At 65.6% G+C, this 20,329-nt stretch carries 20 protein-coding genes; 11 read left to right on the top strand and 9 right to left on the bottom strand.

Annotated elements, in window-relative coordinates; translation table 11 throughout:
* Positions 1-21: 21 nt before the first annotated feature.
* Both LWC34_RS32755 and LWC34_RS32750 read right to left on the bottom strand, forming a co-directional pair.
* Positions 22-978: an EamA family transporter gene (locus LWC34_RS32755; protein ID WP_233729150.1), complete on the bottom strand. Its 957-nt coding sequence runs from the start codon at positions 976-978 to the stop codon at positions 22-24.
* A gap of 96 nt (positions 979-1,074) precedes the next feature.
* Complete coding sequence (locus LWC34_RS32750; protein ID WP_233729149.1) at positions 1,075-1,902, bottom strand: lysophospholipid acyltransferase family protein; 828 nt, start codon at positions 1,900-1,902, stop codon at positions 1,075-1,077.
* Positions 1,903-1,998: 96 nt separating this feature from the next.
* On the opposite strand from LWC34_RS32750, the gene LWC34_RS32745 reads away from it, so the two are divergent.
* Positions 1,999-4,389: an FtsK/SpoIIIE family DNA translocase gene (locus LWC34_RS32745; RefSeq protein WP_233729148.1), complete on the top strand. Its 2,391-nt coding sequence runs from the start codon at positions 1,999-2,001 to the stop codon at positions 4,387-4,389.
* Between the two features lie 34 nt (positions 4,390-4,423).
* Entirely contained in the window at positions 4,424-5,158 is a 735-nt protein-coding gene (locus tag LWC34_RS32740; protein ID WP_233729147.1) for a dienelactone hydrolase family protein, read from the top strand.
* 45 nt (positions 5,159-5,203) lie between these two features.
* On the opposite strand, the gene LWC34_RS32735 is transcribed toward LWC34_RS32740, so the two are convergent.
* From LWC34_RS32735 to LWC34_RS32725, 3 genes are all read right to left on the bottom strand, one after another.
* The gene (locus tag LWC34_RS32735; RefSeq protein WP_233729146.1) at positions 5,204-5,641 is read right to left on the bottom strand and encodes a phospholipase; all 438 of its coding nucleotides are present in this window, start codon (positions 5,639-5,641) and stop codon (positions 5,204-5,206) included.
* 62 nt (positions 5,642-5,703) lie between these two features.
* Entirely contained in the window at positions 5,704-6,867 is a 1,164-nt protein-coding gene (locus tag LWC34_RS32730) for a CaiB/BaiF CoA transferase family protein (protein ID WP_233729145.1), read from the bottom strand.
* Positions 6,864-7,634, bottom strand: a complete 771-nt coding sequence (locus LWC34_RS32725; protein ID WP_233730914.1) for an alpha/beta fold hydrolase — start codon at positions 7,632-7,634, stop codon at positions 6,864-6,866. Before LWC34_RS32725 ends, LWC34_RS32730 begins: the two co-directional genes overlap by 4 nt.
* A 32-nt stretch (positions 7,635-7,666) precedes the next feature.
* On the opposite strand from LWC34_RS32725, the gene LWC34_RS58230 reads away from it, so the two are divergent.
* Both LWC34_RS58230 and LWC34_RS32715 read left to right on the top strand, forming a co-directional pair.
* Entirely contained in the window at positions 7,667-8,500 is an 834-nt protein-coding gene (locus LWC34_RS58230) for a helix-turn-helix transcriptional regulator (protein WP_233729144.1), read from the top strand.
* Between the two features lie 10 nt (positions 8,501-8,510).
* Positions 8,511-8,891, top strand: coding sequence for a VOC family protein (locus LWC34_RS32715; RefSeq protein WP_233729143.1), 381 nt, complete (start codon positions 8,511-8,513; stop codon positions 8,889-8,891).
* On the opposite strand, the gene LWC34_RS32710 is transcribed toward LWC34_RS32715, so the two are convergent.
* Positions 8,876-10,744, bottom strand: a complete 1,869-nt coding sequence (locus tag LWC34_RS32710; RefSeq protein ID WP_233729142.1) for a diguanylate cyclase domain-containing protein — start codon at positions 10,742-10,744, stop codon at positions 8,876-8,878. The genes LWC34_RS32715 and LWC34_RS32710 overlap by 16 nt on opposite strands.
* 6 nt (positions 10,745-10,750) lie before the next feature.
* On the bottom strand, positions 10,751-11,767 hold the full coding sequence (locus LWC34_RS32705; RefSeq protein WP_233729141.1) for an alpha/beta hydrolase: 1,017 nt from the start codon (positions 11,765-11,767) through the stop codon (positions 10,751-10,753).
* 179 nt (positions 11,768-11,946) lie between these two features.
* Between LWC34_RS32705 and LWC34_RS32700 the strand changes: the two genes are divergently transcribed.
* The 4 genes from LWC34_RS32700 to LWC34_RS32685 all read left to right on the top strand — a co-directional run bounded on the left by LWC34_RS32700 (position 11,947) and on the right by LWC34_RS32685 (position 16,501).
* A complete protein-coding gene (locus LWC34_RS32700; RefSeq protein WP_233729140.1) occupies positions 11,947-12,765 on the top strand; it encodes an SAM-dependent methyltransferase in 819 nt (272 codons plus the stop codon).
* A gap of 29 nt (positions 12,766-12,794) precedes the next feature.
* Positions 12,795-14,093: a cytochrome P450 gene (locus LWC34_RS32695; RefSeq protein ID WP_233729139.1), complete on the top strand. Its 1,299-nt coding sequence runs from the start codon at positions 12,795-12,797 to the stop codon at positions 14,091-14,093.
* 125 nt (positions 14,094-14,218) lie between these two features.
* Positions 14,219-15,511 (top strand): choice-of-anchor B family protein, encoded by a 1,293-nt coding sequence (locus tag LWC34_RS32690; RefSeq protein WP_233729138.1) that lies wholly within the window; start codon positions 14,219-14,221, stop codon positions 15,509-15,511.
* 141 nt (positions 15,512-15,652) lie between these two features.
* Positions 15,653-16,501: a DUF8832 domain-containing protein gene (locus LWC34_RS32685; protein WP_233729137.1), complete on the top strand. Its 849-nt coding sequence runs from the start codon at positions 15,653-15,655 to the stop codon at positions 16,499-16,501.
* On the opposite strand, the gene LWC34_RS32680 is transcribed toward LWC34_RS32685, so the two are convergent.
* Entirely contained in the window at positions 16,482-16,976 is a 495-nt protein-coding gene (locus LWC34_RS32680; protein WP_233729136.1) for a CcdC protein domain-containing protein, read from the bottom strand. The genes LWC34_RS32685 and LWC34_RS32680 overlap by 20 nt on opposite strands.
* A gap of 68 nt (positions 16,977-17,044) precedes the next feature.
* On the opposite strand from LWC34_RS32680, the gene LWC34_RS32675 reads away from it, so the two are divergent.
* Positions 17,045-17,659, top strand: coding sequence for a TetR/AcrR family transcriptional regulator (locus LWC34_RS32675; RefSeq protein WP_233729135.1), 615 nt, complete (start codon positions 17,045-17,047; stop codon positions 17,657-17,659).
* Here LWC34_RS32675 and LWC34_RS32670 read toward each other — a convergent pair.
* A complete protein-coding gene (locus tag LWC34_RS32670; RefSeq protein ID WP_308200173.1) occupies positions 17,656-18,156 on the bottom strand; it encodes an amino-acid N-acetyltransferase in 501 nt (166 codons plus the stop codon). The two genes, LWC34_RS32675 and LWC34_RS32670, sit on opposite strands and share 4 nt — an antisense overlap.
* Before the next feature lie 107 nt (positions 18,157-18,263).
* Here LWC34_RS32670 and rimO point away from each other — a divergent pair, with 107 nt between their 5' ends.
* Both rimO and pgsA read left to right on the top strand, forming a co-directional pair.
* On the top strand, positions 18,264-19,679 hold the full coding sequence (gene rimO / locus LWC34_RS32665) for a 30S ribosomal protein S12 methylthiotransferase RimO (RefSeq protein ID WP_233729134.1): 1,416 nt from the start codon (positions 18,264-18,266) through the stop codon (positions 19,677-19,679).
* Positions 19,676-20,323 (top strand): CDP-diacylglycerol--glycerol-3-phosphate 3-phosphatidyltransferase, encoded by a 648-nt coding sequence (gene pgsA, locus LWC34_RS32660; protein WP_372496675.1) that lies wholly within the window; start codon positions 19,676-19,678, stop codon positions 20,321-20,323. The genes rimO and pgsA overlap by 4 nt, the downstream gene beginning before the upstream one ends.
* Positions 20,324-20,329: the final 6 nt, after the last annotated feature.

Here is a 20,329-nt window from a genome sequence, read left to right as displayed (position 1 = left end):
GGGCCCTACCCCCAGTGGTGTTCAGCTTCGTGGAGCGACCGGCTCCATGTCATCGGTCTTTGGATGGAGTTGCGGTCCCACTGAGGGTTGAGACGCACGCTGGACCAGAAAGGCTCCCGCGAGCAGCGTCAAACCGCCGATGATCTGGATCACAGTCAGCCGCTCGTTCAGCAACGCCCACGCGGCCGCGGCCGCGATCACCGGTTCGGCCAACGACAGCACGCTGACCACATTGGACGGTAGGTGCCGCAGCGCGCTCATGCCGAGGATGTACGCGATGACCGTGCTGAACACCGCGATCTCGATCAGAACTGTCCACACAGGACCAGTCGGTGTCGCCTTGGCAAGTGTTTCGCCTGGTAGCGTCCAGAGTGGCGTGAGCACAGCGGCAACGGCCACGGCGCCGACGATCATGCCGTAGGTCGCCATCGTCAGTGGATGTCTCGTGGTGAGGCCGTGTTCACCGATCAGGAAGTAGCACGCGGCGCACAGGGCGGCACCGATTCCCGCGAGCAGCCCGACCACGTCCAGCCGCAGGCCTTCCCAGACCTGCGCGACCATTGCCAGCCCCAGCAAGGCAAGCGCGGTCCCGGCCCACGCTTTCGCTGGCAGGTGCGTGCCCCTGACGAACCTCACCCACAGGGCGACAAGGACCGGCGCCGTGAATTCGAGCAGCATCGCGATGCCGACCGGCAGCCGTGACACCGCGATGAAGTACATCGCCTGCACCCCGGCGACGCCGAACAGGCCGAACCCGAGGAGAACCCGCCAGTCGGCGGCCCTGACCCGCAACAGGCTCGGCCGGAAGATCGCGAGCCCGACGGTCAACAGGATGGCCGCCAGGCTGATCCGGACACTGACCACCTGATGCGGCGTCAGCCCAGCGGCCATCGCCTGCTTGGCCAACGGGCCAGAACTGGCCGAGAACAACGATGCCGCCAGGACAAGGGCCGTACCTCGTGCGCGGTTATGGGTCACGCTGCGGAGTGTGCAGCCCGCCCGGCCTTCTGGTCACGGCGTTTTCCCAGCGTGTGGGTCGTGAGTGGTTATGCGTGTTCTAACCCTGCTAACCACTCACGAGGTTCGCCATGGGGAAACGGTGTCCGTTGGGCGGGTTGGGTCGTGGAACTTCGGTAGGTCCGGCTCGTCCGGGCGCAGTGGCACCAAGTTGTCCGTGATCGCCTGCATGATCCGCTTGTGGGCGCGCACGGCGTCACCGGGTTTGGTCGCCGACAGGTCCGAAAGGTCCACCGGGTTGCCGAAATGGACCTTGAACTTCGGTCGCTGACGCAGGGCCCGCAGGAATGACGTGAGTACCGGCTTGACGTCGTCCCAGCCGGTCACGGTCTCCGTGCCCCAGTACGCAGCCTCGTGCGCGCCCCACTGCGAGATCGGGATCACCGGCGCGTTCGCGGCCAGTGCGATCCGGGCCACACCGGTCTTGCCGCGCTCCGGCCACATCCCGGGGTCGTGCGTGATCCGGCCTTCCGGGTACACCAGCAGCGGCACCCCAGAGGACTTGATCGACTCCACGGCAGTCGCGAAGGACTCGAGCACGGTCGACTTTCCCCGCTCGACCCGCAGATGTCCCGCCTCACGCAGCGCCCAGCCGAGCACGGGCGTGTCGAGCAGGCCACCCGCGAGCATGAACCTTGGCGCGATGCCGATCGAGTAGCACGCCTTCATCAACACCAGCGCGTCGAACACGCCGATGTGGTTCGCGGCCATCACGAGCGGGCCATTTCGCAGCTCACGGGGTACGGAACCGGTCACTTCGAGCTTGCCGACCCCAGCGACGACGGCCCGGTCGATCTCCAGCATCGCCCGCCAGATCGGTGGCGCGGATGCCTCGCCGTCCGCGCGGCGTGTCGGCTCGTGTCCGTCCCGGTACAGCGCAACCATGGTGCGGAGCATGGCATGCCCGGGTCATGGCCGTGTGACCTGGGCTGGCGTGTGACATTTGGGACCAGAGAGGCGAGGGCGACTACCGTGGGACGCATGGCGACGAGCCGGTCCACCACCGCCAAGCGAACCACCGCACGTAAGAAGCCCGCCGCGGTGGCGAAAAAGGCTGCCCCAGCCAGGAAATCCAAAGCAACCGCTGGTAAGGCCGTCAAGGGCACCTGGAACCTGCTGGCGAAGGGCGTTGGCGGGCTCGTGCGCACCCTTGGCAAGACCAAGAACGTCGAACCCGCGCATCGGCGCGACGGCGTCGCGTTCTTCTACATCGCGATGGCCGTGATCATCGGGGCCGCGGTGTGGTGGCGCGCCGCCGGTCCGGTTGGCCGGTACGTCGAGATCGGTGTCCGCTCAGTCATCGGCGCTGGCGCGGTGGCGCTGCCGCTGGTCCTCATCGTCATCGGTGTCACGTTGATGCGCACCGAACCCAAGCCGGACGCCAGAGCGCGGCTCGTGATCGGCTCCCTGCTGATGACGTTCGCCTTGCTCGGCATGTTGCACCTGCTCAACGGCGGTGAGACGAACGCGGAGCAGATGTTCGGCGGCGGCTGGCTCGGGTACCTCTCCGGTGGCCTGATCGCCGCAGGTGTCACAGCGTGGGTAGCGCTGCCGCTGCTCATCCTGGCCCTGGCGTACGGCATCCTGCTTTTCACCGGCACGCCTATCAAGGAGATCCCGAACCGGCTGCGTGAGCTCGGCCGTGACCCGGACGATGTCGCCGAGGAAGAGGAGCAGGCCGAACCCGCCGAGGTCAAGCTTCGCCGCCCGTCCCGGCGCCGCCAGGCCTCGATGGTCGACGAGCCCGCGGTGGAGGAACCCGCGGCGGCCATGCCCGTCGAGGAGCCCGCGCCGCCGCCCAAGCCGCCGCGTGAGCCGAAGCCGAAGAAGCAGGCTGTCCAGGAAAAGCTTCCGATGGCCGCGACCAGGGTCGTGGAAGGCGACTACGAGCTGCCGCCGCCGACCCTGCTGACCGAGGGCGACGTGCCCAAGAGCCGCAGCCGCGCCAACGACATGATCATCGAGGCGATCAGCGGCGTTCTCGAGCAGTTCAACGTGGACGCGCAGGTCACCGGCTTCACCAGGGGCCCGACCGTGACCCGCTACGAGGTCGAGCTCGGCCCTGGCGTGAAGGTCGAGAAGATCACCGCGCTGACCAAGAACATCGCGTACGCCGTGGCCACCGACAACATCCTGCTGCTCGCGCCGATCCCCGGGAAGTCGGCGGTGGGTATCGAGGTGCCCAACAACGACCGCGAGATGGTCCGCCTCGGCGACATCCTGCGCTCGCCGGTCGCGGTGAACGACCCGCATCCGATGGTCGTCGGCCTCGGCAAGGACATCGAAGGCAACATGGTCACCACGAACCTCGCCAAGATGCCGCACCTGCTGTGCGCGGGATCGACCGGTTCGGGTAAGTCCAGCTTCGTCAACTCGCTGCTGGTGTCGCTGCTGGCCAGGGCGACCCCGGACGAGGTGCGGATGGTCCTCGTCGACCCGAAGATGGTCGAGCTGACGCCGTACGAAGGCATCCCGCACCTGATCACGCCGATCATCACGCAGCCGAAGAAGGCAGCGGCCGCGCTGGCGTGGCTCGTCGAGGAGATGGAGCAGCGCTACCAGGACATGCAGGTCAACCGGGTCCGGCATATCGACGACTTCAACAAGAAGGTGAAGTCCGGCGAGATCACCGCGCCGCCCGGCAGCGAGCGTGAATACCGGCCGTACCCGTACATCCTGGCGATCGTTGACGAGCTCGCGGACCTGATGATGACCGCGCCCCGGGACGTGGAAGACGCGATCGTCCGGATCACCCAGAAGGCCCGTGCCGCGGGCATCCACTTGGTGCTCGCGACCCAGCGGCCGTCGGTGGACGTGGTGACCGGTCTGATCAAGACGAACGTGCCGTCGCGGCTGGCGTTCGCCACGTCGTCGCTGATCGACTCGCGAGTCATCCTCGACCAGCCGGGCGCCGAGAAGCTGATCGGCATGGGCGACGGCCTGTACTTGCCCATGGGGGCGTCGAAACCGATCCGCGTTCAGGGCGCGTACGTCAGCGACGAGGAAATCCAGGCGATCGTCGCGTTCACCAAGGACCAGGCGCAGCCGGAGTACACCGAAGGCGTGACAACCGCCGGCGGCGGCCAGAAGAAGGAGATCGACGCCGACATCGGCGACGACCTCGACGTGCTGCTGCAGGCGACCGAGCTGATCGTGACATCGCAGTTCGGCTCGACGTCGATGCTGCAGCGAAAGCTGCGCGTCGGGTTCGCGAAAGCCGGGCGGCTGATGGACTTGCTGGAAAGCCGGGGCGTTGTCGGCCCGTCGGAAGGCTCGAAGGCACGCGAAGTTCTGGTCAAACCGGAAGAACTGGAAAACGTGCTGTTCTCCATCCGCGGCGGTGGACCGTCGCCGGATGAGGATGAGGAGTAATGTCGCGAGTGGTTCTGGCGACAGGAGTTCTCGCATGATGGTCGATGTGCCCACAAAGGACGGAATCGCCGATTCCTACCTGGTGGTACCGGAAGGCGGGCCGCGTCCGGGAGTGCTGTTCTTCGAAGACGCCTTCGGCCTGCGACCAAGGTTGTTCGAAATGGCCGACCGCATCGCGGCGCAGGGCTACGCGGTGCTGGCGCCGAACATCCTGTACCGAGGCGGACCCTGCCCGCAGTTCGACCTGTCGGCACTGCAGGACCCGGACCAGCGCGGCGCGTTGTTCGGCAAAATCATGCCGTTCATCCAGCAGTTGGACGCAGCGGCACTTGCCAGGGACACGGAGTCCTACTTGGACTTCTTCGCCGCGCAGCCAGGAGTTTCCGCTGAGCCAGTGGTCGTCGTCGGGTACTGCATGGGCGGCACGAACGCGCTGCGCGCGATCGAGGCTTTCCCGTCCCGGATCAAAGCTGTGGCTTCGTTCCACGGTGGACGCCTGGCGACGGACGAAGCCGACAGCCCGCACCTCAGCGTTGGGAACATCACCGGCGAGGCGTACTTCGCGCATGCCGACCAGGATCATTCGATGACCGCGGATCAAGTCAAGGTGCTTGAAGCAGCGCTGGACGAAGCAGGCGTGACCTACCGGTCGGAGATTTACGAAGGCTCGCCGCACGGCTGGACCATGGCGGACACGCCGATGTACCACGAGGCAGGCGAGAAGCGCCACTGGGAGAACCTGTTCGCCCTTCTTGAAAGGACCTCGTGAGTGGTTATCCGCGTTAGAACGCGGATAACCACTCACGAGTCTTGATCAGGTGCCCCACTTGCGGACGGCGGAGTAGTACAGGTTGGCCGTTCCCTTGCAGATCACGTTGCCGCCACAGATGCCGTACATGTCGGCCTTGAACTTGTCGTCGACCCTGAGCTTCTTGTCGGCGTTCCAGCGGCCTTGGCGCTTGTTGTTGCGGTAGCCGAAGTCGTGCCGGTGGCAGGCTGGCACGAAGTCGAAGCCCAGTGGCTTGTCCGGCGACCATGAACATGCGTCCGACGACCAGTCGAGTTGGTCGGCGTATGGGCGGCCGTTGCGGATCGAGCTGAACTGTGACAGCGATTTCGAGAAGGAATAGTCGTCCGTCACCGCGGCCAGTTGCGACGGGGTTAATGCCGCGTGGGCCGTTCCGGTGCCGAGTGTGATCGCGGTGATCGCACTGACGGTGAGTACTGTGGCGCGCTTGAGCAGGTTCGGCACGTCTGACTCCTTTGTGGACTTGTCGAGCTGTGCCTCACTCTGCTGATCAATCGGCCCCGGCGCTACCCTCTTTCCGGGTGGTTCAAACCAAGTTCCGTCAAGACTTCCTCGGTGTGTTGGCCGAGCGTCGGGCAATGTTCACGAATGGTCGCGGGCGTGGCCGAAAACCGGACCGGAAACCCGATCTGCCGGTACGGTCCCTCGGTCGGGTGAACCGCCCGTTTGATCAGTGGCTCGAAGTAGGGATCGTCGGCCGCCTGATCCAGCTCGAGCACCGGCGCGAACGGAATGCTGCGCGCCTCGCAGATCTCTTGCCACTCAGCCGTTGTATGCCGTACAGCGAACTCTTCGACGAGTGCGTAGAGCTGCGAATAGTTCCTGGCCCGCTGCTCGTGGTCCTGGAAACGTTCGTCTGCCGCGAGTGCGGGTTCGTCGACCGCGAGGAAGAACTGGGCGATGTTCTTGTCGGTGTACGGCAGGATGCACGCCCAACCGTCCTTTGTCCGCACAGCCCGATGCGGCTTGGCCATCGCACGGTTGAACCCGGTCGGCCCGACCGGCGGCTCGAACGTCTGGCCGCTGAGGTGCTCGATCATGGTGAACGCCAGCAATGTGTCGGTCATCGGCACCTCGACCTGCTGGCCTTGCCCAGTCGCGCGTTGATGCACCAAGGCGGCCAGCACGGAGTACGTGATCGTCAGCGCGCTGACCTTGTCGGCGAGGATCGACGGGACATAGTCGGGTGTGCCGGTCGCCCGGCGCATCAGGTCGACCAAACCGGACGATGCCTGCACGATCTCGTCGTACGCGGCCAGTCCGGCCTGTGGCGAGTCGGTACGGAACCCCTGCGCGTTGCAGTAGATGAGCTTGGGATTGGCCGCGGAAAGCCGTTCGTAGTCCAGTCCCAGCCGCTTGAGCGCCCCCGGCCGCATGTTGGTGAGCAGGATGTCCGTTCCGGAAACCAGTTTGAGCAGCGCCTCCTGGCCGGCCGGTGTCTTCAGGTCGAGCACGATCCCGCGCTTGTTCCGGTTGACGTTCAACGCAAGCGCGCCCATGCCGGGATTGCGCTGTGGCCGCGTGATCCGGGTCAGGTCCCCACTGGGCGGCTCCACTTTGATCACGTCCGCGCCCATGTCGCCGAGAAGTTGGGCGGCGTATGGGCCCATCACCACCGACGCGAGGTCGATCACCCGGACACCGGTCAGCGGACCGTGCGAAGTAGTCACAGATCGAAGTTAGTACTCGCAACGAATTCGCGGATCACCCGCGCGAACCGTTCTGGATCATCAGTGTGCAGCCAGTGACCAGCCCCGGGAAACTCCACCAACTGGGTGTTCGGGCGCTTGAGCATGTCCTGCGCTTGTGCCGCGGACAGCATGAAGCTTTCCGAACCGCGCAGCAGCAACGCGGGACACGACGATCCCAGCCAGTCGTCCCACCAACGACCGACGTTGGCCTGCTGTACGGCCATCATGTCGTCGTAGTCGTAGAGCATCCGCCAGCCCTCGGCTGTCTGCACGAGACTGGCCAGGAAGTAGCCGGGATCCGGCAGGACCGAGAAGAACTCGACGAATTCGTCCCTCGTCCGGGTGATTCTCGGCCACGAGCCGATGTCCACCGTCGGCTGGGCGACCTCGGGCCGCTCGGTGACCGCACCGATGTCCTCGACGATGAGTCCGCGCACCAGATCGGGGTGCCGAGCCGCGAGCTGGTACGCGTGCACCCCACCGAGTGAATGCCCGAATACGATCGCGGGACCGTAGCTCTGCAGGAACGTTGCCGCGTCCTGCACGAACGCGTCTTTGCTGAAGTCCCCGCCGTGTGACGAGAGCCCGTGGCCGCGCTGGTCAAGGGCAAGCAGGCGATAACCGGGGCCGAGGATGTCGGCGAGCGGCCGATGGATCTCGGCACGCCCGAAGGTGCCGTGCAAGGCCAGCACCGGGACACCTTCGCCCTCGTCGAGATACGAAAACCGTCGCCCACGCATGATCATTTCCGGCACTCGGCCCATGGTAGACAGACATCGTGCGGGTTTTCCGGTCTTTCATGGAAACCGGCTGGTGGGAAATGGTGTCCCAAGAGCCGGCTGCGCCACTGCGCCCGACGGTCCGCCAGTACGTCGGTTACCGAGAGAACTCGCTGGTCCCGGTGCGCCGCAGGGAAGTCCCGACCGGGGACGTCGCCCTGATCATGAGCTTCGGGCCACGCATCGAGGTGGCAGGAGGCGGCGCCTGTTCCATTGAAAGCGTCGGCAGTTTCGCCGCCACGGTCAGCGACACCTGGGCGGACACCGAGTACATCGGCGAGCAGTACGGCCTTGAGGTGATGATCAGCCCGCTCGGCGCCAGCCGCCTGCTCGGTGTGCCATTGGACGTGCTCACCGGGGTCGTGGTCGATCTGGAAGACCTGATCGGCGTCAAGGCGAAGCGGCTGATCGAACACCTCGCTGAGCTACCCGACTGGCCAAGCCGGTTCGCCGTGATGGACACCGTTCTGCCGCGATGGCTGGACGAAGGCCGTCCGCCCGCACCCATGGTCGAGTACGCGTGGCAACGGATCGCCGAAACCCAAGGCCGGGTCTCGATCGGCACGCTCGTCGACGAGCTCGGCTGCAGCCGCCGTTACCTGCTGACCCAGTTCCGCTCGCAGATCGGCGTGCCGCCGAAGTCGCTTGCCAGGGTGCTGCGCTGTCGGCATGCGATGCGGCTGCTTCAGGCAGGCGGGAAGTCGATCGGGGACATCGCGTACGAGTGCGGCTACTTCGATCAGTCCCACCTCAACCGGGACTTCAAACTGATCACCGGGATCGTCCCGGGCAGCATCCCATTTTTCCAAGCGGGCATGCCGGGCTCGGCTTAGCGTTGCGCGCATGATCTATCCAACGCTGCGCTACCGGGACGCCGTGAAGGCCGTCGACTGGCTCGTTGAGGCCTTCGGCTTCGAGAAATCGTCCGTGAACCTAACTCCGGACGGCACAATCGCCCACGCCGAACTGCGCTTCGACGACGGCATCATCATGCTCAACTCCGCGCCGGACGACTTCGATTACACGCCGTCCGCCGACTTCAAGTACGTGCCCGCCTCGCTCTACATCGCAGTGTCCGATGTGGACGCACATTACGACAGGGCGAAAGCGGCGGGCGCCGAGATCACGATGCCACTGACCGACATGGACTACGGCTCACGTGAGTACTCGGCACGCGACTTCGAAGGCAACCACTGGCATTTCGGCACCTACCGGCCCGTTTGATCAACCGCGACGATGTCCGCGCCAAGGTCACGCCACCGCTCGGCCTCCCGCCAGCTCGGCAGGCCGTCGACAATGACCGACGCGCCAACGGAACGGACGACCGTGAGCACGTGCCGCAACGCCTTGGTGGTCAGGGCGCCGGGGTGACGCATGCGCCGATCGAGGCGAACTGCCTTGATCGGCAACGCTTCAAGGAACGCAAGATCGGTCAGGTCGAAGTCCCGGATCTCGATCCCCACACCGGTATCCGCCAACGGCAACAGCTGGTCGCCACCGCGAACACTCAAACACAGCCGATCGAGCTCACGGCCGGTCTCGGCCGCGATCCGTTTGACCTCACCGGGATCCGGGGAATTCACGCCGACGTGCACGGGCAGGTCCGGACCGGCCGAGCACACCGTGCGCAGCAACCAGTTCTCGGCTCGCTTGACACAGTCCCAATGCGAAAGAGTGCCCCACGAAAGCTCGGCGTCGAAACCGACCCTTTGCTTGCCGGGCAACCGATGCAGCGGCTGGTAGTGCACGGCGACCTGGCCGGTCTGCAGCGCGGTCGGCAGAACCGCGGCCGCCATCGCGTGTTCACGATCCTGCGGACCGAACAGGGACCATTGTCCCGGGCCGAGCCGTTGTGCGCGAGCAAGCGCTAGTTCGGCCGCGTCGAGCGCGTCGCCAGGGTCGCTGCCAACCGCGTTGACCACGCCAATGGCCACACTCAGCACGATGTGATGACCGGACACCTCGATCGGTTGCCGCAACGCCTCTTGCAGATGCCGGACGATCAACTCCGGCGCGGTGGTCGGCATCAGCACGGCGAACTCGTCCGGCCCGAACCGGGCGACCATGGTGTCGTCAGCGGCCACCGCGGTCTGCAACCGCTGCGCCACGTGCATCAGCACGTTGTCACCGATCTGCCTGCCGAGGCCACGGGTGATCGCGGCGAAGCCGTCGATGTCGAGCTGGCACAGCGTGACCCCGCGCGGCAGCGCCGTTTCCAGCCGGGTCGTGAAGTACTGGCGATTGGGCAGCCCGGTCAGCATGTCGTGCAACGACATGTGGTTCACCCGGCTCTGCAACAGTTCCAGTTCGGTCCGGTCCTCGAACACGATCACGAACCCGGCTTGCCTTGGCCGTGACAGCGTCAGCTTGGTCCACGAAACCTGCTGGTCCTTGCCGATCAGTTGCTGTTTACGCTCGAAATGCCGGGTACCACCGGCGAGCAGCGAGCGGAACAGCCCGGCGTCCTCCGGTGGGACCACGCTGAACAGTGTCTTGTCGGTGAGCTCTTTCGGTTCGTAGCCAAGAACTTCCCGGAACGCCGCGTTCGCGCGGATGAACCGGCCGTCCTCCTTGATCAGCGCGACGCCGTCCGTGCACCCGTTGAGCACCTCGTCGAGCTCGGCCGAGACATCCCGCAGCTTTCGGTGCACGTCGCCGAGCGCGGTCAGCGAGGCCCGGTGCACGGCTTCTTGCTGGGCGAACGTGGATTGCCGGGTCGCTTCGCTGTATCCGGCGGCCATCGCACCGAGCGTGGAGAAGATCCGTTCGGTCCGCCTTGACAGTCCGGCGAGTTCCGGCATCGCGGCAAGCCCGGCGCCGAGAGCATCCATTGTGGACCGGATGCTCTCGGCTGTGCCGCAGTGCATTTCCACCAGCTGAACACCGCACAAGAACGCCGGATCGGGCGTGAACGGGTCGCTGGTGAGCGCGTCGAGCAGGTCGTCGAGCAGACCGGTGAGCCGCTCGTGCAGCTCATCGGCCTGCAGTGGGATGTGGGTGTCGGCAGTGACCGCGACGGCCCATCGCCGGACGATCTTGGCCCGGGACGACCTGCGGGATGGCTGAGGCGCGGTCATGGCGGGTCAGTCGCCGAAGCGGCTTCCGATCCAGGTGCGGATGGCCGCACGGTGCGTGTCCGCGTGCACCGACAGGCCAACCGAGTGCCCGGCGTCCGGCGTCAGATGCACGCTGAGCTGCGCGGCTGAGCTGAAGTACGGTGCCTCGGCGGCCCGCAGCGCGGCTTCGCTCGAGCACGTGTACGCGCAGAACAGCGTGTCCTTGCTGCCGTTGGCGATCAGCACCGGCACGTTGATGCCCAATGAGGCCGGGCCTTCGAACGCCAGCGTCAGCAGGTCGGGCACGACTGTGGCCGACACCTGGTCCTTGGTGCCCTCGTCGGCGTCAAGGATGCTGGGCACGAAGTCGCCGGGCAGGTGGAACACCCCGCGAGTGCCGGGCAGCGTGGTCACGTAGCCAGGATCCGCGGCCCGCGTGGACAGCCTCGGGTCGAGCAGTGACGGGCGGACGCCGTCAACGAAGATCCCGGTCAGCGCCACCAGGTCCATCGAGTGCGTCATCCCCGTCAGCACCACGCCGTCGACGCTTCGGTACGTCGCCGCAGTGAGGATGACGATGCCGGAGCCCATCGAGTGCCCGGCGAGGATCACTGTGCTGAACTGGTACCCGTCAACTCCGGACCGCAGCTTCTGGACGACCTGATGCACTACCGACGCCGCGGTCAGGCCCGTGATCAGGGTGCTCAACGGCTGTGAGCTTTCACCCGTTCCCAGGAAGTCGATCGCGAACGTTGCGAGCCCAGCCGCGGCCATTTCGCGCTGGTAGGAGTAGCCATCGGACATGTCCCAGTAGGCGCGGTTGTACGTGCCGCCGTGGACAAGGAGCTGCACGGTCGAAGGCGTGTCGTCCGCGGGCAGGCACATCTGCCCGCGGACGGTTTGTGGCAGCAGGGTAAGCATGACCGGCACGCTGACTGTCGCGCAGCGCGCCGGTTCGGCAACCGCGTTGGACGCGGTGAGAGTTGAGACGGAAAGGGCGAAAGCGGAGATCAGTACACCGACAAGAGTTCGTCGCTGTCGCACGGAAAGGTCATCTCCCGAATTGGTGATGAATGCGAGGCGCAGATGCTACCTCTAGTATGTCTCCAGTCGGGCCCATGTCATCCGATCGGGTAGTGTTCTGCGTTTCGATCGGGTCTGCGGGTAGCGTTTGTCCCTTTCCGATTCCTTCCGGTGTGATGTGCGAAGGGCGTGAACCGACAGTGACGGATCATGCGACGTGGATACCGACCGACATCGACGTCGAGCGAGCGAGTCCGGCCAGGGTGTACGACTATCTGCTCGGCGGGAGCTGGAATTTCGATATCGACCGAATGATGGCGCAGGCGGCGATCGATCGAATGCCGTGGGTGCGTGAACTCGCTCGGCACAATCGTCAGTTCCTGACTCGTGCCGTGCGGTTCTGCGCAGAAGCGGGTGTGCGGCAGTTTCTCGATCTCGGATCGGGTATGCCGACGGCCAAGAGCGTGCACGAAGTCGCGCGCGAGGTCGAGCCGTGCGCGCGAGTGGTCTACGTCGAGCAGGAGCCGGTCGCGGTCGCGCACGGCGGCCTCATCCTGTCCGGCACGGACGGCGTCGAGATGGTCGGCGCGGACATGCGGGACGTCAGCGTCGTGCTGAATCACCCCGCGACCAGGGAACTGCTGGACTTCGACGAGCCGATCGCGGTGCTGATGGCGTCCTCGCTGCACTACGTGCTCGACCCAGCGGAAGCCGTCCGGGTGGTCAAGGCATACATGGACGCGGTCGTGCCAGGCAGCTACTTCGTGATCTCCCACATCAGCGACAGCGGGGCTGACGGCGCGGACGAGGTGAACAGGCTGGTAGAGCTGTCGAAGACCACGTCGAGCGCGGGTGTGGCGCGGTCGCGTGACTGGATCGAGGAGTTGCTGAGCGGGCTTGACGTCGCCGAACCTGGAGTGGTTTACACGTCGCAGTGGCGGCCGGACACGCGGCTTCAACTGGTCCGTGACCTGCCCGCGCATTCATCGCTGCTGGCGGCGGTGGCGCGCAAGCCCTGATCGCTAACTGAAAGTCGGGGGGTGGGGCGGTGACGGTCGCGGCCGGTCGCGTGCCTGGGCTGGGGCATGCGCTCGCGCTTGCCCGCGGCCCGATGCGGTTCATCCAGGGATTACGTGCGCAGGGCGACGTCGTCACGTTCTATCTGGGCACGACGCCGATCCATCAGATCAATTCACCCGAACTGATTCGCCGGGTGCTGGTGACCGACGCGCATCGGTTCGGCCGTGGCCAGATATTTGCGAAGGCTCGGCAATTGTTCGGCGACGGTTTGGCGACGGCCGACGAACCAGCGCATATGCGGCAACGACGGATCATGCAACCCGCGTTTCACCGTGATCGGATGGCCGCGTATGTCGACATCATGCGCTCGGAAATGCGCGAATTTGTCGATTCATGGCGGCCGGGTCACGTCGTCCGGCTTGATCGCGAGATTTCCCAGCTGACGCTCGCGGTCACCGCGAAGGCGTTGTTCCGGGCAGATCTCGGAACTGCGGCGGTCAGCGAGGTCTGTCGTTCCCTCGGACCGATTCTGAACGGCGTGACCAAGCGCGCGATGGTGCCGGACGTGTACGAACGAATTCCTACTCCCGGTAATCGCCGGTTCGACGCGGGTCTGCGACGGCTGACCACGATCGTCGACGAGGTCATCAAGGCCTACCGGGAATCCGGCACGGACCACGGCGACCTGCTGTCGATGCTGGTGGCCAGCGAGATGACCGATACCGAGGTCCGTACCCAGGTGATGAACATCCTGATGGCCGGGACCGACACCACGGCGATCACGCTGTCCTGGGCTTTCCATGAGTTGGCCGCTGATCCGGCCGTGCGGCACAAGGTTTTCGAAGAGGTCGACACCGTGCTTGGCGGGCGGCCTGTCACCGCGGCCGACATTCCTCGGCTGCTCTATGTGGAGCGAGTGGTCGCCGAGACCGTCCGCATGCACACGCCGGTCTGGCTGCTGATGCGCAAGGCGATCTCGCCAGTCACGCTTGGCGATGTGACTCTCGCGCCCGGGGCGCAGGTCATGATCAGCATGCCCGCGTTGCACCGCGATCCGGCGCTGTTCACCGATCCCTTGCGGTTCGACCCGGATCGGTGGCTTGATCCGCGCGCCAGCGAGTGGCCGAAGGCGGGCGTGCTGGTGCCGTTCGGCGCTGGCCGCCACCGGTGCATCGGGGAGGCCTTCGCCCTCGCGGAGATGATCACCGCGTTGGTGACGGTCTGTCAGAACTGGGAGCTCCTGCCTGTTCCTGGGCACCGCGTACGGGAAGTGGCCAGGGCTTTTCTGCGCCCCAACGCTTTGTTGATGACCGTTCAACGAAGGTGAGAGGCGAAAATCTGGTGAATTAACAGTTGCGGATTCCCGCCGATTGGCGCATCCGGGTCCGGTTGTTGGCGATTTACCGTCAAACCGCCCAAACGTGTCCTGCCTCCGCGTCGAGGAGTACTGATATGCGGTTTCCGGAACGGCTGACCGGACTGGCCCTGCTGGCCGCCGGTGTCGTCGCGATCATGTCGGCCCCGGCTTCGGCCCACGACCCCAACTCGCCCGAAGGCCGCGCGGCACACGCCAAGTTCGCGGCCGACCTGGAACCGCCGGTCCGCGACTCCGCAGTCTCCGGCGCAGCCGCGGTGCCGTGTGTGAACGGCATGGCCAACCAGTACCCCTGCAAGAACGTGGACCTGCTGTCGGTGCTGCCGCTCTCAAGCATCGGCGGTGGCCAGGGCAACAGCATGTGGGGCTGGACGGACTCGTCGACCGGCAAGGAATACGTGATCTTCGGCCGGTCCAACGGCGCCGCTTTCATCGACGTCTCCACGCCGACCGCGCCCCGCTACCTCGGAAACCTGCCGTCGCACAACGGAACCAGCAGCTCGTGGCGTGACATCAAGGTGCACGCCAACCACGCCTTCATCGGCGCCGACTCCATCAGCGGCCACGGCATGCAGGTGTTCGACCTGACCAGGCTGCGTACCGTGACCACGCCGCAGACCTTCACGCCGGACGCGCGCTACACCGGTTTTGGCCCGTCGCACACGCTCGCGGTGAACAACGAGACCGGCTTCATCTACGCCGTCGGCTCCAACACCTGCAACGGCGGCGTGCACATGGTCGACGTGCGCAACCCCAAGAGCCCGGTGAACGCGGGCTGCGTCAGCAACGACGGCTACGTGCACGAGAACCAGTGCGTGACCTACCGCGGCCCGGACACCACGTACCAAGGCCGTGAGATCTGCTTCAACTACAACGTCGACACGCTGACCATTGTGGACGTCACGACGAAGTCGGCCCCACGGCAGATCGCACGCGTTGGCTACGCCGGAGTGCGCTACAGCCACCAGGGCTGGCTGACCGGTGACCACCAGCGCCTGCTGCTCGACGACGAACTCGACACCGACCGGCCGGGCACGAAGACGTTCATCTGGGACGTGCGTGACCTGGACAACCCGATCAACACCGGCGTGTACACCTCACCGACGATCCAGGCGACCGACCACAACCAGTACATCATCGGCAAGTACAGCTACCAGGCGAACTACCGCGCGGGCCTGCGGATCCTGGACATCGGCGGGATCGCGCAGAACCAGCTGAGCGAGGTGGCGTTCTTCGACATCTACCCGGCCAACAACAGCAGCGGCTTCAACGGCGCGTGGAACAACTATCCGTTCTTCGCCAGTGGAATCGTGGCGATCAGCGGCATCGAGCAAGGCCTCGTGCTGGTGAAGCCCAACCTGGCTGGCTGAAGAACCGGAACGCCGGTCTGGCGGAGGGGGTCACCCTGCCGATTCCCTCCCTCAGACCGGCGTTCCCTCCTCTCGAATGACCGTCGGGTGGCACTACCGACCCACTTGTTCGTGAAACATCCCGTGGAATAGAGGATCGCGTTGCGGCAACTGCACTGGGCGACCCGGACCGGTTTGATTGTCCTGATTCTGCTGGTGTTCGGCGCGGTCGGCTATGTCGTGACCCGGCCTTCGCCGGTGGTGCACCACGTCGCGCCGCCGCCGGTCGTGCCGCACAGCGACGGCCTGTCGGACAATCAGGACGGTTTCCGCTTCCAACCCGTTGTGGTGCCATCGGAACGCGGCGCCTCGGTGCCCATTTCCTTCCAGATCATCGGTCCATCGGGCAAGCCCGAGGTGTCTTTCCCGGAGAACCAGACCAAGCAGCTGCATTTCTTCGTGGTCCGGGACGATATGCAGTCCTACCAACACGTTCACCCTGAGCTGCGCGGCGACACTTGGCATGTCACGGCTTCCGTGCCGGATGGCGGCGCGTACCGGATGTATGCCGAGTTCATCGGACGCGATCCGTTGCACCCTGTCGTCTTGGGCTCGGCTTTCATCATTCCCGGCGACACGACTTTCGTGCCGCTGCCCGAACCCGCTGGGTCCACTTCGGTCGATGGCTTCGTCGTGACCAGGCCGGAAGGCGCGGCTAAACCATTGGTTGGCAAGCCGTCCACGATCCGGCTGCGCCTCACCGACTCCTCGGGCGCGCCCGTGACCGCGCCCGAAGAACACCTCGGGGCTTACGGCCACCTGACCGGGTTCAACGCGATCCTGCACTCGGTCACGCACCTGCATCCGTTGCAGCGCCTGGGAATGGCGTTGCCGGAAGGGGAGCTGACGTTCCAGGCCAACTTCGCCGAACGCGGCGAGCACCGGCTGTTCCTGGAATTCCGCGTTGGCGGCGTTGTCCGGACCGCCGCTTTCACCGTATTCGTGACTTGATCCGATCGAGAATGTCCTGCTCCGGCGTGAACGGGACGTTCATCTTCAGCGCGCGCCCGCCGAGCGTGATCGCCTCGCCGAGGAGGCTGACGCCGATGGACAGTGTCATCGGCCTTGCCTCGGTCGGGACTCCCGCGGTCGTGGCGAGGAAGCCGATCCCGAAGTTGACCACGATCGACGTCACCCAGACCGCGAGCGTCCACACGGTGTAGCGCTGCCAGAGGTGGCCTTCTTTGGCGTACAACCTCGGAGTCAGGCCCCTGATCGCGCCGAACCCGAGGCCTACCAGCGCGGCGACGACGATCCACGCGATCTCGCCGCCGGTCGGATGTACGTCCTTGACCAGGTGATACACCCCGATCCCGGTGAGCACGACCGGCGGAACGAAGACGTCTCGCGCGTTCAGTGGCTCGCCAAGGAAGCGCTTCACGATCACCCCGATGACCAGCGCGATCACGATGACAGTCACCCACATTTGCACCCTCCCATTGATATAGCACGACTGTGCTAAATCAAAGTAGCACAGCCGTGCTATAAAAAGGTGTGCCCAAAGTCGTCGATCCGTCGCTTCGCCGGGAAGCCGTGGTGGAGGCCCTGTTCAGCGTGGTCGAGCGGGATGGTCTGGAGCAGGCGTCGCTGCGCAACGTGGCCGCCGAAGCGGGCCTGGCCCTCGGCTCAGTGCGGCACTACTTCGACAATCACGCCGAGTTGATGGTCTTCGCGATGAAGGCGATGAGCGAGCGTGTCGCCAACCGGTTGTCAGCGCACTTCGAGCGCCTCCAGGGCACGGACGATCGGCTTGAAGTGGCCATCGACATGCTCGCCGAGGTGCTTCCCCTGGATGCCGAACGGCGACGGGAGGTGGTCGTGTGGCTGGCTTTCGTCAACGCTGCCCGAACGCACCCATCGCTGCGTTCGCACGCGGATGAGGTCTACAAAGACCTGATCACGCTGGCCACCCGGATCTTCGAGGGCGGCCGTCGCTCAGGCCGCCTCGCTCCGGATGTCGATGTCGCGCTAGAGGCCCGCCGCCTGTGCGCGTTGCTTGACGGGCTGTCGATGGACGCGATCCTGCACCCGTCCCAGATGGACCCGGAGACCGCGCTGGCCATCCTGCGCCGCCACCTCACCAGCCTCCTGGTCCACAGTGGACGTTAAAGCTCCAGTACCATCCGGCTGTTGCCGAGGGTGTTCGGCTTGACATAAGGAAGGTCGAGGAACTCCGCGACACCCTGGTCGAGCGACCGCAGCATCTCCTCGTACACCTCAGGGCTGACCGGCGTGCCCTCGATCTCGCGGAACCCGTGCCGCTCGAAGAACCGGACCTCGAACGTCAACGCGAACAGGCGCGACACACCCAGTTCCTTCGCCGTCGCGATGAGCCGCTCAAGCAGGACGTGGCCGATGCCACTGCCGAGCGTCTGCGGCAGCACCGCGATCGTGCGGATCTCCGCGATGTCCTCCCAGAGGACGTGCAGCGCGCCACAGCCGACCAGTTCGCCGTCCTGCTCGGCCACCCAGAACTCCTGGATGTCCTCGTACAGCGTGACCAGTTGCTTCGCCAGCAGCACCTTGCCTGCGTACCGATCGATGACCGTCTTCATCGCCCGGACATCCGAGGTGCGAGCGCGCCGCACAACAGTCGTGTCGTTCACGTACCCGCCAGTTTGTCTGAGACCTGCCGCTTAACTTAACCCCTGGCCTGCGCGGTTGCCCCATCCGTGTGGTGCAGGGGCTCGTAGTGTGGTCGGAGTCATGCCCCATGGCCAGTTACTCTGATTCGGTGTCTTCCCCCACCGCGAAGCGGCGCGTAGCCATGTTCACCCTCGGTTGTGCCCGCAATGAGGTCGACTCCGAGGAGCTAGCCGGTCGGCTGACCGGCAGTGGCTGGGAGCTGTCCGAGGCGGACGACGCCGAGGTGATCGTGGTGAACACCTGTGGCTTCGTCGAACAGGCCAAGAAGGACTCGGTCGACACGCTGCTGGCCGCCGCCGACACCGGCGCGAAGGTCGTCGCGGTCGGATGCATGGCCGAGCGCTATGGCAAGGAGCTCGCCGAGAGCATGCCGGAAGCGTCCGCGGTCCTCGGTTTCGACGAGTACCCGGAGCTGGCCGAGCGGCTCGACGAGGTGGTGCACGGCAAACAGATCGAGTCGCACGTTCCCGTTGACCGGCGCACGCTGCTGCCGATCAGCCCGGTGCAGCGGCGCGAGACCGAACTGGCTGTGCCAGGACACGGGTGGGGCCCGCGCGTGATGCGTACCCGGCTGGACGACGCGCCGGTCGCCGCGCTGAAGATCGCGTCGGGGTGTGACCGGCGGTGCACGTTCTGCGCAATTCCCTCGTTCCGCGGGGCTTTTGTGTCACGGACGCCGGACGAGATCGTGGCCGAGGCCGCGTGGCTGGCCGAGAACGGCGCCCGCGAGCTGTTCCTCGTCAGCGAGAACTCCACTTCGTACGGCAAGGACTTCGGCCGCGGCATGGACCACCTGGAGAAGCTGCTGCCCCGGCTGGCCGAGGTCGACGGGGTCAAGCGGGTCCGCGTGTCGTACCTGCAGCCAGCCGAGACGCGGCCGGGTCTGGTGAAGACCATCGCGACCACGCCAGGCGTCGCCGACTACTTCGACCTGTCCTTCCAGCACGGCAGCGGCAAGGTGCTGCGCCGGATGCGCCGGTTCGGCGACTGTGACAGCTTCCTCGGCCTGACCGAGCAGATCCGTGCCTTGTCACCCAATGCGGGCATCCGGACCAACGTCATCGTCGGCTTCCCCGGCGAGACCGAAGAGGACCTGCAGGAGCTCGAGCGGTTCCTCCTCGGCGCGCGGATGGACGCCGTCGGCGTGTTCGGTTACTCCGACGAGGACGGCACCGAAGCCGCGGGTTTTGAGGACAAACACGACGCTGACACCGTGGCCGAGCGGGTTTCGCGGATATCCGCGCTGGTCGAGCAGGTCATGATGGAACGCGCCGAGGACCGTGTCGGCGACGAGGTTGTCGTCATGGTCGAGCAGGCCGATGACGAGGTGATCGGTCGTGCCGCCCATCAGGCGCCTGAGGTTGACGGCGAATGCGTGATCGAGGACGGCGACGGCCTTGCCGTTGGTGACTTCGTGCGATGCCGTGTCGAGGGTGCTGAGGGTGTGGATCTGATCGTTCGTGCTCTTGAGGTCGTGACGTGAGCGCCGCGCCCGCCGATCCACACGAGACACAGGCGCCAGCACCCGCGCCTGAGGCGGTGGTCCCGATGCGGCAGGTGCCTTTGCTGAACGTGGCCAACATCCTTACGGTCACCCGGCTGATCCTGGTCCCGGTCTTCCTCGTCGCGCTGTTCACTTCGGAAGGTCTGTCGTTCGGCTGGCGGCTGGCGGCGACGATCATCTTCGCGGTTGCCTCGATCACCGACCAGCTCGACGGCTGGCTGGCTCGTAAACATGGCCTGGTCACGGATTTCGGCAAGATCGCCGACCCGATCGCGGACAAGGCGCTGACCGGCGCGGCCCTGTTCGGCCTGAGCATCCTCGGCGAACTGCCGTGGTGGGTGACGATCGTGATCGCGGTCCGTGAGATCGGCGTGACCCTGCTGCGCTTCTGGGTGATTCGCTACGGCGTCATCCCGGCCAGCCCCGGTGGCAAGGCCAAGACGCTCACTCAGATAGTCGCGATCGGCTTCTTCCTCGCGCCACTGCCCGCGTTCTTCGACGTGGTCGACTGGGTGCTGATGGGCATCGCGGTCCTGCTGACCGTGGTCACCGGTCTCGACTATGTGTTCCGTGCCTTCCGGCTTCGCGCGAAGGGCATCCGCGCGCGGCGAGCTGCCGAGTGAGTCCTC

Origin of the sequence: Kibdelosporangium philippinense, from assembly GCF_021390435.2 — a bacterium.
Taxonomy (GTDB): Bacteria; Actinomycetota; Actinomycetes; order Mycobacteriales; family Pseudonocardiaceae; genus Kibdelosporangium; species Kibdelosporangium philippinense.
The sequence above is the reverse complement of the archived record's forward strand: the minus strand, read 5'-3'. Positions and strand labels throughout refer to the sequence as shown.